Origin of the sequence: Allobosea vaviloviae, from assembly GCF_001298265.1 — a bacterium.
GTDB classification, from domain to species: Bacteria; Pseudomonadota; Alphaproteobacteria; order Rhizobiales; family Beijerinckiaceae; genus Allobosea; species Allobosea vaviloviae_B.
On sequence record NZ_LGSZ01000029.1, the window covers coordinates 39,926 to 53,032 of the forward strand.

Genomic DNA, 13,107 nt, shown 5'->3' on the forward strand with positions numbered 1-13,107 from the left:
CGATATAGTTCATTCGAACGAACTTTTCAATTGACATGGATCAGATGCCGCCGTAGACGGCACTTAACGAACGTTCAGTTCCATATGCGAGGGACCATGGAGCCCACCGACACGCGCACGGCTATATTGGAGGTCGCTGCTCGCCTCTATGCCGATCTCGGGTACAGCGCAGTTTCTATGCGTGACGTGGCCAAAGAGATCGGGGTTACGCCAGCCAATCTCTATCATCACTTCAAAGGCAAGGAAGATCTCATCCGAGAGACGCTTGCCCACGTCTTCGCCCAAAAGACCGCTCCGTTGGCCGACATCTTCACACGAACGGCTGCTTCGAGCGGGCAATTGGAAGTCTTCGTCGATTTTTTCCTTCGCCTGTTGCTGGAGGACAGGGTCTTCTTTCGCCTGCTCGTGCGCGAATTGCTCGACGGCGGCGGCAGCCGGCTGCGGGAGCTCGCCCATTCCGTGCTCGAAAGTCCGTTCAGCTTGGTAAGCAGCCTGGCCGACCAGCAAGGGTCAGAAGATCAGCGCTTTCTGACCACTGTTTCGATGATCGGCATCATCCTCGGCCATGTGCAGCTTGCAGCGCTGCTGCCGTATCTGCCGGGCGGCCGTCCCGACTACGGGGATCCTTCGATTCTCGGACAGCATATCTCGGCGGTTCTGCGCCGGGCGTTCCACGATGCGGAAAAGGAAAAATGAGATGGGAAGTACTTCCCGAGCCGCTTGCCTCATCGCGCTGAGCGTCATTCTGGCGGCACCGATCGCGGCAAGCGCTCAGCCCCCTCGTTCGGACAACCCCACGGCCGTCCCGATCACGCAGGTTCGAGTAGCGGAGATCCCCGTCACTTATACTGTCCCCGGTTCTGTCGTCTCGGACGGGCGCATAGACGTGTCCTCTCGCGTCGTCGGCTTCATCGAACGGCTCGACGTCCGCGAGGGCCAGAAGGTCTCGCGGGGGGATCTGCTCGTCCAGATCGATCCGACAGATATCGACGAGGCCATCCGCCAGGCTCAGGCTGGCGTCCGCACGAGCCGCGAGGAGCTGGACGACGCCGAACAGGACGTCCAGAAGTTCACTCGACTTGCGCTGTCGGGTTCGGCCGCATCCGAAACCGTGCGCAAGGCCAAGGTGAGAGTCGATATCGCGCGTGCGAGCCTCGACAGAGCGCAGTCCGCCCTCTCTGCCGCCCAGGCGCAGAAGAGCTATGCCGGCATCACGAGCCCGGTGGACGGCGTCGTCGTTTCGGTCGCCAGGCGCCGGGGCGAAATGGCCACGGCAGGATCTGCCATCCTCACCGTCGAGTCCCGCGAGGTTCTTCTGTTCAAGACCTTCGTGTCGGAGAGCAATCTGTCTGCGATCGATCAGGCGACCCCGGTGCTCGTGCGGATCGACACCTTGAAGGACACTCCTTTTCAGGGCCGGATCCGGGGCATCGTCCCCTCCGGGGACGATGTCACTCGGCGATACGAGATCAACATCGTCCTGCCGAACGATTCACGCCTCGTGCCCGGCATGTTCGGTCGTGCGGACATCGCGCTCGGCGTTCAGAAGGCGATGCTGATCCCACGTGCCTCTGTGATCCGGCGTGGGGGCCTGGACGGGGTCTTTGTGCTCGACGGCACCGTTGCGCGGTTCCGCTGGTTGCGCCTTGGCCGAAACGTGGGCGAGTCAGTTGAGATCGTGGCGGGATTGTCGGGCGAAGAGACGATCCTGGCTGCTGCGAACGGCGCAGTGCGCGACGGTTCCGTGGTCGCGACAGTGGAGAGCCCGCGATGAACGAACTCCGCCTCAACCTCGCAGGGCGCCTCGCCCAGACCTTCATCACCTCGAAGCTGACTATCGTCTTCATCATCGCCGTGGCCCTGATGGGCGTCGTTGCGGTGCTGCAGACGCCGCGCGAGGAGAACCCGCAGATCGTGGTGCCGGCCGCGCTGGTCAGCGTCAGCTTGCCGGGCGCCTCGGCCGCAGAGGTCGAGGAACTGATCGTCACGCCTCTGGAAGGGATCCTCGGCGAAATATCCGGGGTCGATCACATCGAGGGCACGGCGCAGAATTCGCTCGGGTTGGTGCAAGTCCAGTTCAAGGTGGGGCAGCCCAAGGAAGAGTCGCTGGTCAAGCTCTACGACCGCGTGTTGGCGAGCCGCAGCCGCCTGCCTGTCGATGCCGGAACGCCGTTCGTGCAAAGCATCGATGCCGACGATGTTCCCATCGTCACCGTTACGCTCGCGTCGGCGAACTATGACGACTACGCCTTGAGACGGGTGGCCGAGCGCATGGCTGAGCGCCTGCGCAGCACCGAGAACGTTTCCGTTGTCGGCATCAAGGGAGGCAGGGGGCGGGAAATCGCCATCGAGCTCGACCCGGACCGCCTCCAGGCGTTCGGCGTCACGCTGAGCCAAGCCTATGGCGCTTTCACGGCGAGCAATCTTTCCATGCCGCTGCAGCCGACGGTGCGCGACGGCAGGGTCGAAGCCATCAAACTATCTGCCTCCTTCATGTCGGCCGACGACGTCCGCAACCAGATCGTCGGCATCCATAACGGGCGCCCCGTCTATGTGCGCGACGTAGCGACTGTCACCGATGGGCCGCCCTCGGAAGTGACCGCGTTCAGTCGTTTCTCTTTCGGGCCCGGCGATCCTCGCTTCGGCAAGGCTGCGACGGATATGCCGGCGGTCACCATCGCCGTCGCCAAGAAGAAGGGCGCTAACGCCGTGGTCGTAGCCAATGCGGTGATCGATCGGATCGAGCGCATGCAGACCTCCTTCGTACCCAAGGACGTGCAGGCTATCGTTACCCGCAACGACGGTGAAAAGGCCGACGCGGCAGTAAACCTGCTGCTGGAGCACCTCCTCGTTGCGCTCGGGACCGTAGGATTGGTGCTGATTTTCTTCCTCGGCTGGCGCGAGGCGATGATCGTCATGGTCACGGTGCCGCTGATCCTGTCGATCACGCTTCTCGCCGATCTGCTCGGCGGGGTGACCATAAACCGGGTAACTCTATTTGCTCTGATCTTGGCGCTGGGCCTGCTGGTGGATGCGGCGATCGTCGTGATCGAGAACATCCACCGCCACTACGGAGCCGCGCGCTTTCACGCCAGCAAGGAGGCCGTGACCGTCCGGGCCACCAACGAGATCGGCAACGCCACCAATCTCGCCACCTTCGCGGTGATGTTGGTCTTCGCCGCGCTGTTTCTCGTCACCGGCATGGCGGGCGATTATTTCTATCCTATCGCTTTCAACGTGCCGATCGCCATGGCCGCCTCGGTCGTCGTGGCCTACATCGTCACGCCGTGGGCGGCCAATCGCTGGCTGCACCGCCACCAAATCCACGAAGACGACGAGCATGAGCAGGAGGCCAGCCATGGCCAACCGGGAAGGATGGAGCGTCTCTACCTTCGCCTCATCAGGCCCTTGCAGCAGAACCGTCGCGCACGCCTCGCTTTCGGGGCGACGATCCTCGCTCTGATGGCGGTGTCCGTCATGCAGGGAGCTTGGCAGTTCGTCCGGCCCGCCGGGGTGGGAGGAGCGGTCTCGCCGCTTGGCGTCGCCATCGGCTTCCTGCCCAAGGACAACAAGAACACGTTCAACATCGTGGTCGCCATGCCGGAAACCACTCCGGTGGAAGCTACCGACCGTTTCGTGCGCGAGATGGCGAAGCTGCTTGCCGCGGAAAAGCACGTCCTCAACTACCAGACCTGGATCGGGCAGGCCGGCGTCGAGGACTTCAACGGCCTGTTCAAGGGCACAGCCGGGCGCACGGGCAATCATGTGGCGGAAATCCGCGTAAACCTGACTGACAAGCACGACAGGAAGGAAAGCTCGATCGACATCGTGCGGGATCTGAGGCCGAAGGTCGACGCGCTCCGTCGCTCCTACCCCGGCGCGAAGGTCGCGCTTGTCGAGGACCCGCCGGGTCCGCCGCTGCGCTCGACCGTGCTCGCCGAGCTCTATGGCCCGGATTCCGAGGGGCTGCGGACACTGTCCGCCGAGGTCCGCCAAGCGTTCGAGAAGACCTACGACGTCGTCGACCTCACGGATACGGAGCTGGCCGACGTGGCCGAGCATCGTATCGTGCCCGACAAGGAGAAGGCCGCTCTGTCCAAGGTCTCGACGGCCCAGATCGCCGAGGCGCTTTCGCTCGTCTTTGGCGGCAAGACCTTGAGCCGGGCGCACCTACCCGACGAGAAGAACGCGGTCGACGTCAGAGGTTTCGTGCCGCGCCGCTTCGCGGTCGATCCGACCCGGCTGGACAGGGTGTTCGTCGGCAACGCCGACGGAAAGCCTGTCCCGCTTTCGGAGATTGTTACGATCCTTCCTGCCGCTGCGGACAGGCCGGTCCTCCACCGCGACAATGAGAAGGTGACTTTCGTCGGAGCGGAACTGTCGAACTCCGTGCCGTTCTACGCCGTACTGGATCTTCAGAAGCGGTTGAATGGCATCACCGCTCCAGACGGCCGGCCGCTGAGAACCGGAAATCTCGGTTTCAAGGAGGACGCGCCCGACACCATCGACGGCTATCAGCTGCTGTGGGGCGGCGAGATGCGAATGACGCTCGACGTTTATCGCGACATGGGCATCGCGCTCGGCGGCGCCTTGCTGGCGGTGTATTTTCTGCTCGTCGCCTATTATCGCTCCTTCCTCGTTCCGATGATCGCGATGTCGTCAGTGCCTCTCGGTGTCATCGGCATCTTCCCGGGCCACTGGCTCGTCGGGGCGGATTTCTCAGCGACCTCGATGGTCGGCATCATCGCGCTCTCCGGTGTCGTGATCCGCAACTCATTGCTGATCATCGACTTCATTCAGGACAACCTGAAGCACGGCATGGCGCTCGACGTCGCGACCAGGCAGGCCGGCGCCGTGCGCCTGCGCCCGATCCTGCTGACAACGCTGGCCATTATTCTGGGCTCGGCGATCATGGTGACGGATCCCGTCTTCGGCGGCTTGGCCATCTCGCTGATCTTCGGAACGGTGGTCTCAACCGCTCTGACCGTCTTCGTCGTGCCGATCCTCTACGAGCTCGACGCGAAGAGGCGACTCGGGCGCGTGGCGCCTCGCTCCGAAGAATCCGTCGCATGATGACGATCAGCGGGCCGCTATCGGGGAACTGAAATGGAAGCGATCTCGATTGCAGAGGCGGCGAGCCAAACGCCGCCGAGCGTCTCGAAAGTCATCCTTGATTCCAGCCTCTCAAAAAAAAGGCGAAACCGGTCGCTGCGATACGCAAAAGGGCTGGGCTACGGTGGCGCAGGAGAACGGCAACTAGCTTTCATTTGATCTTGAGCGGTCCTTTTCCAGAGCGTCTTGCATCGCATGCAGTGCTGACGGCGCCTCGTTTTCGGCCCCAAGTCTTGCTCCCCATGCGGCGGCCCACTGGTCGAGCGGCATGATGAGGCTGACCAACACTTTCCCTTCTTCGCTCAAGTCATAGCCGCCCGAGTGATGGACTACGATGTCGGCGGCCCGCAGTTCCTTGAGGCGCGTGTTCAGGAGGCTCGGATTTGTTTCCGCGACCGCTTGCAGTTCCCGAAACGTTAGAGGTTGTCCGGCGTGCGCAAGCTCCCACAAAACGCGCAAACTCATGCGCCTCCCCAGCAGATCGAGAAGCGCCATAGTTGGGTGTCCGGAACGCGACCCGCGTACGGGCTGGCCAGGTTTGGGAACTTTCATGCTATATTTTTCGTAGCGTTCGGAGGTCATTCTCTGCTAAGAAAATGATAGCAGAAGGGCGCGCCAAATGGCACCTCGTATCGAGCCGGGCGGGACGCCCATACTGGAAGACGGGGTGCATGGGGCAACTGGTTTGCCTTTATCGCTTGCGGCTGATGAGACTTTGTGAAAGCCGGCGACATGACCAAAGCCTATGCGGTGCCCGTGCCGTCCGACAGCGTGCTAGCGCCACTTTATGTTGGCGCGGACCTGCTGGATGCGTACGCGATTCAGTTGCCGGTGGGGTCAAACAACGATCTCGAAGTGCTGGCGCGCGCTGGGTTCGAGCGGCAGGCGTGGTGGATTCGCGCGCTGACGCGGGTGCGCGATGTGGTGATGGCGACAGTCGGCGTCAAATCGTCTCGCGCGGTCGGTGCTGCTGCGGCGGCGCGGGGCCCGGTGATTGGCTTCTTTCCGCTGCTGTCGAAGACTGCGAGGGAGTTGGTGCTCGGCGAGGACGACCGGCATCTCGACTTCCGGCTCGCGATCCTGCTGCGCCCAGGCGCGGCGGGCGGCCGGGAGCTAGTCGTGGTGACCGTGGTGCATTGCCACAACTGGTTGGGGCGGACGTACATAGCGGTGATCGCGCCGCTCCACCGCGTGATCGCGCCGGCGAGCCTGGAACAGGCGGCAAGGGCGAAATAGGCTAGATCGGGCCGACAGGGATGCGGCGTAGCTACGACGTCTCAACCTGATCTGGATCGAGATCCCGCGGGCCGACGTCGGCACCGCCCGGCGCCAGGCGACGCATTACCGCCTTTTCGATTTCGCGCAGCCACAGCACCGAGCTCGCGACAGCGATGCAGAGCAGCCAGTCGCTGATGCTCAGGAAGACGGTGGAGAACGCCTTCTGCAAAAACGGCGTGTAGATCACCGCGGCATGCATCACCAATGACAAAGCGACCGCGAAGCAAAGCGAGCGATTTCGAAACGGCCGCCGCAAGGCACTGAGCTCGTCCGAGCGCGCATTGAAGACATTGAAGAGCTGGAACATCACCAAGGTGGTGAACGCCATCGTCTGCCCGTACGCGATCGTGCCCGAGCCCTCGATCAGCCCGCCAGGAAGGGCTCCATCGAGCACGAGCAGCGTTCCCGTTGCCATGACGGCGCCGACGAAAACGACACCCGCCCACATCCGGCCGGTCAATACCCCTTCGTCGCGCAGCCGTGGCGGCCGGCTCATAACGTCGTCATCCGCAGGGTCGACGCCGATGGCGAGCGCAGGCGCACCATCGGTGACGAAATTGATCCAGAGAAGCTGTGTCGCCAGAAGCGGCAACGCGAGACCGCCGATGCCGGCTCCGCTGAGGCCGATCGTGCCGGCGAGGATAATGCCAAAGAACATCGTCATGACTTCGCCGATGTTCGACGAGAGAAGATAGCGCAGAAACTTCCGAATGTTGGCGAAGATCGCTCGCCCCTCTTCGACCGCGGCGACAATGGTCGCGAAATTGTCGTCCGCCAGAACCATGTCCGCTGCCTCCTTGGACACGTTGGTGCCGGTTATCCCCATCGCGATGCCAATGTCGGCTGCTTTCAGCGCGGGCGCATCGTTGACGCCGTCGCCGGTCATGGCGACCGTTTCTCCAGTCCGCTGAAGAGCCAGCACGATCCGCAGCTTGTGCTCGGGATTGACGCGCGCGTAGACGGCGACCTCTCTCACCGCATCGTCGAGCTCGTCGTCCGTCATGGCCTGGATCTGGGCGCCTGTGACCACCTGGTCGTCTACGGAAATGCCGAGCTCGCGGGCGATGACGCTCGCTGTCTTGGGATGGTCTCCGGTGATCATGAGGCAGCGGATGCCCGCAACCTGCGCACGCCCCACTGCTTCGCGCGCCTCGAGCCGTGGCGGATCGATCATGCCGATCAGGCCGATGAAGACGAGCTCGCGCTCGATCGCCTCCTCGAATTGGCTGGCCTCGGGAAGCTTTGCCGGCAGGGAGCGGAAGGCGACGCCGAGCGTACGCAGCGCCTCCTCGGCGAGGGCTTCATTGCTGGCCATGATCTCGACACGGCGCGCATCGGTGAGCGGCAGGGCATCCGACCCGACGAGTTCGTGGGTGCAGTGGTCAAGCAACACGTCGGGCGCCCCCTTGGTCACCAAGACGAGGCGTTCGGGCCGCTCCGCATCACTGTGGATCGTGCTCATGAGCTTGCGCTCGGACGAGAATGGCACCTCCCCGACGCGGCCGAAGCGCGCATTGAGCGCCTCCGTCAGCAGACCGGCCTTGCGAGCGGCGACGATGAGCGCCACCTCCGTCGGGTCGCCGTGCACGACCCAGCCCTCCGCGCGCTCGCTGAGCAGCGCGTTGTTCGCACGCTCGGCGGCTGTCAGCGCGCGCACGATCTCCAATTGAAGGAGGCCGTTGGAACGTCCCGCCTCGCGGAATTCGACCTGGCCATTTGGCGCATAGCCGGTTCCGGAAAGGTTGGCGCAGCCGCTCGCCGTTATGATCCGGCGCACGGTCATCTCGTTCTTGGTCAGAGTGCCGGTCTTGTCCGAAGCAATGACGGTCGCGGAGCCCAGCGTCTCTACCGCGGAGAGGCGGCGAATGACGGCGCTGTTGCGCGCCATGCGCTGCATGCCGAGCGATAGCACGGCGGTGACGACCGCCGGCAGCCCTTCCGGCACTGCGGCCACGGCGAGCGCGACGCCGAGAAGCATCACGTCGACCGTGCGGGAAAGGCCACGGACCTCCGACAAGAGGAGGATGGTTCCAATGACGGCAGCGGCGATCAGGACGACGGTGATTGCAAGCACCTTGCCGACGCGGCCAAGCTCCTTCTGCAGCGGTGTCGCTTCGTCCGGGGCCTTCTCCAGCATGCCGCTGATGCGACCCATCACCGTTCTCATGCCCGTCGCCGTGACAACGGCGCGGCCGTGCCCGTAGATGGCAGTGGTGCCGCTGAAGAGCATGTTGCGCTGATCGCCGATCTCTGCCCTGCCGGAGATGGCGTCGATGCCCTTGGATACGGGCAGGCTCTCGCCGGTGAGCGCAGCTTCCATCGTCTGCAGCGCGGCGGACTGGATCAGCCGGGCGTCGGCGGGGATCGTGTCCCCCTCGGCGACGAGGATTATGTCCCCCGGCACGAGGTCAGCGGAGGCGATGCTCGTCTGAGCTCCGTCGCGGACGACGTCCGAGCGCATCGCCGACAATTGGCGCAAAGCCGCCGCGGCGCGTTCCGCCCGGGCCTCCTGAACATAGCCCAGCAACCCATTGAGAACGACGATGGCGAAGATGGCCAGAGCTTCGTAGGGGACCTCAGTCTTCCCTTCGCGCCACCAAACGGCCGCGGAGATCGTCGCGGCGGCGAGAAGGAGGAGCACCAAGATATCGGTAAACTGCGCAAGCAGCTTCAGCCATTCCGGTCGTGGCGGCGGCGCATCGAGCTCGTTGGGACCATATTCCGTCAGACGACGCTTCGCTTCGGCCTGGTCGAGGCCGATGCTAGGATCCGCGGCCGCTGCCGAGAGCACGTCTGCGCAGCTCTGCCGATACGGTTCGTCAGACTTGGAATTTGGGGCTGTTACGAGCATGTTCAGGAATGCGACTGATCGTCGATGAACAGCGACCACACCGCCAAGAACAGCGCTGCGATCAGCGGACCGATGACGAAGCCGTTCATGCCGATAAGCGAAAGGCCGCCGACGGTCGAAACAAGAACGACGTAGTCCGGAAGACGCGTTCCCCTGCCGACCAGAAGCGGACGCACGAGATTGTCGACAGTGCTGATCACCAACGTGCCGATCGCGAGCAGTATGGCTCCTCTCACATAGTCGCCTGAGAGCAGCAAATATCCGGTGGCTGGCAGCCAGACCAGCGCCGCGCCGATCGCCGGCAATAAAGATAGGACCGCCATTAACACGCCCCAGAGGATCGCTCCGTCGAGGCCCAGCGCCCAAAAGGCGATTCCACCGATCGCGCCCTGCATTGCTGCAATAATGACGTTGCCTTGGATCGTCGCTTTCACGACGGACGAGAATTTGCTCAGGATGTGACTTGTGTGGCGCTTATCCAGGGGACTCCCCCTATGAAGGACCTCCGTCAGGTCAGCTCCATCGCGGAAGAGAAAAAATAGAAGATACAGCATGATGCCGAGGCTGACGAAAAGCTCCGCCGTGTTCTGCCCGAAAGTCACGGCTCCTCCTGCGACCGTTTGAGTGGCTTGCAAGAGGAAGGAGGTTAGCCGCGCTTGGATCTCTGCGAGATTGCCCAAGTTCAGCGCCGTCAGCGTATCGAGGATGAACGGAGGCATTTCGCGACGGATTCGCGCGAGCATCGCAGCGAGATCGAGTTCTTGCGAGCTGATCCGGCCATAGAATCTGGCCGCTTCCTGCGCAAGCGACGCGAGGATCAGCGTCACTGGAACTACGACGATGCAAACGCAGACCGTTAAGCTGATCGTCGCCGCCAGATTTTGGCGTCCCCCTAACCATTTCAAGAGTCTTCGGTGCAGGGGGGTGAACAGGATCGCCAAAATGACGGCCCAGAGGACGGCGCCGTAGTAGGGGAGCAAAAGCCAGATGAACGCTGCCGTCACTATGACGACGACGGCCATAAAGCTGAGCGTTTCGATCGTCCTCCTGGGTATCATCCAGTGTTCGCCTCCAGCGCCCCAAGCTCCTGTATCGCGAACCAGACGACATGACACGCGGCAGAAACGAAATACCGGAGTGATAGCGATGCGCATCCTCCGACGATCTGGGCTTCAGGTTTTCCCGACGCGCGCAAGAGCGAGGCAGGCGCGACTTGCGCACCAGTCAACCCACCACCCTCCGACGCCTCGTCCGCTCTCAGCCGCGATCGGTCGCTAATTAGATTGCATGCTCATTATTTTTAAGCTACCAATGTTGAAGACATGCATAGTCCCACATTCACCCTGACTTCCAATCTCCTGTTGAGCGGCCGCCAATGGCGGAAGCTCTGCGAGGCTGCGCTTGCAGCCCATGGGATTTCCCAGGCCCGGGCGGCGGTGCTGGTTTGGGCGCATCGGCTTGGCGACGGCGTCAGGCAGGTAACGCTGGCCGGTCATATCGGGATCGAAGGAACGTCGCTGGTCCGGCTCCTCGACCAACTCAGCGCGGCGGACCTCCTTCTTCGTCGTGACGACCCCAGCGACCGGCGCGCCAATGCGATCTGGCTCACCGCGGAAGGCGCGCGCCTCGCGGGCAAGATCGAGCAAATTCTGAACGAGTTGCGGGATCGTGTTCTGCGTGACGTGAGCCCGGCCGAGATTGCAGCTGCGCTGAAGGTGATGGATGCGATCAACCGAGCCAGCAGCACCGAGCCAGAGGAGGCTCATCTCCCTGAGACGGTCGCGTGACCTTTCCGACGTGGCGTGACTGGCTATTTTCGGCGAAAGCCTTCGCCGCGGCGATGCTGGCCCTCTACATTGCCCTCGCCTGCGACCTGCCTCGGCCGTATTGGGCGATGACGACGGTATATGTCGTCGCCAATCCTCTATCCGGCACGACAAACTCGAAGGCGCTCTATCGCACGCTCGGGACGCTTTTGGGCGCTTCGGCCGCGGTCGTACTTGTTCCCCTTTTCGTCAATGCGCCGGAACTCCTGACTCTCGCCGTCGCACTCTGGGCCGGATGCCTTTGTTATCTCGCGGCTCTGGATCGGACGCCGCGCGGTTATGTCTTCATGCTCTCGGCGTATACGCTGCCGCTGGTTGCGCTGCCGAGCCTTGCCACACCGGAAAACATCTTCGATCTGGCGGTGGCCCGCAGCGAAGAGATCATTCTCGGCATCGTCTGCGCCAGCGTCGTCGGCGCAATCGTGTTTCCGGTCGGCATCGGCCCAATCTTCGACGCTCGGATCGCGAAATGGCTGCGGGACGCTGCGACCTGGGCCGACGACATCCTGCATGACCGGGCAGGGCCTGCGACGCCGGTAGCCCGGCAACGGCTGGCAGCGGACGTTACCGCGCTCGATATGTTTATCGGCCAAATATCGCATAGCGCGGATACTCGCGGCCGGCTCAGATGGGCAAGAGAACTTCGCGGACGACTGCTGCTGCTTTTGCCGATGCTGTCCTCGCTGGCTGATCGTCTGCATGCGCTGAAGCTCGAGGCAAAAGAGCTTCCCCCGGGGCTGACTTCGGCACTGGACGAGATTGCCGACTGGATAGCGGGGCGAACCGTTGCCGGGTCGACAACGCCGGACCTGTTGCGTTCCAGCCTCACGGCACTCCAACCCTCGCGCGAGGAGCTAGGACGCTGGGAGGGCCTGCTGACCACGAGCCTTCTATCGCGCCTGAACGACGTCATAGATCTCTGGCAGGATTGTCTCGTTCTGCAGAAGCTGATCGCATCTGGGCAGACTGGCGAAGCCTGGCGCCCCGCCTTCTCACGCAATCAACTGGTCCCCGGCACGCGCTACTATGATCACGGCCTCATCCTGTTTTCATGCGGATCGGCCGTTCTGGCTACGCTCGCGGCCGGGCTGATCTGGATCCAGAGCGGCTGGCCCGGCGGGGCTTTTTTCGTCGCGATGACGACTGTCGCCTGCTGCTTCTTCGGGTTGCTCGACCGGCCTGCGGCCGCGATGAGGACGATGGTCGTTTGGCTCGCGGTCAGCACGACCGGTGCCGCGCTCTATCTCTTCGCCGTCCTGCCGCGGATCCATGATTTCGAAATGGTGGTGCTGACGCTTGCGGTGCCGTTCCTGCTGATCGGCGCCTTCATTCCGAGGCCTCAGCTCATGCTGATCACGTTGGTGCTGGCGACCAACAGCACCGGAAGCCTGGCGTTTCAAAGTCGCTACAGCATGGACTTCGCCGCCTATGCGAACGAGGGGCTCGCGGCGCTCGGCGGTGTTCTGTTCGCCCTGACGTGGACGCTCGTCACCAAGCCGTTCGGCGCCGAGATCGCGGCCAGACGACTCCTGCGCGCCGGCTGGTCCGATCTCGCGACGCTGGCGGAGGGAAAGCGCAAGCACGACCTGTCGGCTCTGGCCGGCCGCAATCTCGACCGCTTGAGCCAACTCGTGCCGCGCTGGAGCGTCGCTTCCCCCGATCAAGAGACCTCCGTCGACATCCTTCGCGAGATTCGCATCGGCTACAATATCGTCGCGCTGCAACGGGACCGGCGTCTCGTCGCCGGTCGGGCCCGTGACAGTATCGATACCGTCTTGAGCGGCGTGGCGACTTTCGCGCGCCAAAGCCTGTCAGCGGGGAACTTTGCCGCCGATGGGCCACGTGACCTCCGCGATAGCATCGACACGACGTTCCGGACGGTGCGCGAGCATGGGGAAGGCAGCGCGGAGCTCGATACGCTTCAGTCACTAGTCGGCCTTCGACGTGCACTTTTTCCGCATGAAGCCGGCCCGCCGCCAGAGCCCCGGCCTCTCGACCGCCAGCAGGCTCCATTCACCTTGATGGCCGCGGAGTAGAAGC

General features: G+C 63.2%; 9 protein-coding genes. 6 read left to right on the plus strand and 3 right to left on the minus strand.

All coding sequences use genetic code 11. From position 1 onward, the window contains the following. Nucleotides 1–96 precede the first annotated feature (96 nt). The 3 genes from AE618_RS08650 to AE618_RS08660 are packed head-to-tail and all read left to right on the plus strand — an operon-like array spanning nucleotide 97 to nucleotide 5,073. A complete protein-coding gene (locus AE618_RS08650; RefSeq protein WP_197280728.1) occupies nucleotides 97–696 on the plus strand; it encodes a TetR/AcrR family transcriptional regulator in 600 nt (199 codons plus the stop codon). Then, nucleotides 677–1,774 (plus strand): efflux RND transporter periplasmic adaptor subunit, encoded by a 1,098-nt coding sequence (locus AE618_RS08655; protein ID WP_197280729.1) that lies wholly within the window; start codon nucleotides 677–679, stop codon nucleotides 1,772–1,774. The genes AE618_RS08650 and AE618_RS08655 overlap by 20 nt, the downstream gene beginning before the upstream one ends. Next, nucleotides 1,771–5,073, plus strand: coding sequence for an efflux RND transporter permease subunit (locus AE618_RS08660; RefSeq protein WP_054208667.1), 3,303 nt, complete (start codon nucleotides 1,771–1,773; stop codon nucleotides 5,071–5,073). Before AE618_RS08655 ends, AE618_RS08660 begins: the two co-directional genes overlap by 4 nt. 183 nt (nucleotides 5,074–5,256) lie before the next feature. On the opposite strand, the gene AE618_RS08665 is transcribed toward AE618_RS08660, so the two are convergent. Continuing rightward, nucleotides 5,257–5,607, minus strand: coding sequence for a winged helix-turn-helix transcriptional regulator (locus AE618_RS08665; protein ID WP_054208668.1), 351 nt, complete (start codon nucleotides 5,605–5,607; stop codon nucleotides 5,257–5,259). A 237-nt stretch (nucleotides 5,608–5,844) separates the two neighbouring features. Between AE618_RS08665 and AE618_RS08670 the strand changes: the two genes are divergently transcribed. Further along, nucleotides 5,845–6,348 (plus strand): DUF2867 domain-containing protein, encoded by a 504-nt coding sequence (locus tag AE618_RS08670; protein WP_054208669.1) that lies wholly within the window; start codon nucleotides 5,845–5,847, stop codon nucleotides 6,346–6,348. A gap of 31 nt (nucleotides 6,349–6,379) precedes the next feature. Here AE618_RS08670 and AE618_RS08675 read toward each other — a convergent pair whose 3' ends face one another. Together AE618_RS08675 and AE618_RS08680 are read right to left on the minus strand one after the other, a co-directional pair. Then, a complete protein-coding gene (locus tag AE618_RS08675; protein ID WP_054208670.1) occupies nucleotides 6,380–9,241 on the minus strand; it encodes a cation-translocating P-type ATPase in 2,862 nt (953 codons plus the stop codon). Between the two features lie 2 nt (nucleotides 9,242–9,243). After that, entirely contained in the window at nucleotides 9,244–10,263 is a 1,020-nt protein-coding gene (locus AE618_RS08680) for an AI-2E family transporter (protein ID WP_248310794.1), read from the minus strand. Between the two features lie 339 nt (nucleotides 10,264–10,602). Between AE618_RS08680 and AE618_RS08685 the strand changes: the two genes are divergently transcribed. Continuing rightward, nucleotides 10,603–11,028: a MarR family winged helix-turn-helix transcriptional regulator gene (locus tag AE618_RS08685; RefSeq protein WP_248310795.1), complete on the plus strand. Its 426-nt coding sequence runs from the start codon at nucleotides 10,603–10,605 to the stop codon at nucleotides 11,026–11,028. Next, on the plus strand, nucleotides 11,025–13,103 hold the full coding sequence (locus tag AE618_RS08690; RefSeq protein ID WP_054208673.1) for an FUSC family protein: 2,079 nt from the start codon (nucleotides 11,025–11,027) through the stop codon (nucleotides 13,101–13,103). The genes AE618_RS08685 and AE618_RS08690 overlap by 4 nt, the downstream gene beginning before the upstream one ends. Nucleotides 13,104–13,107: the final 4 nt, after the last annotated feature.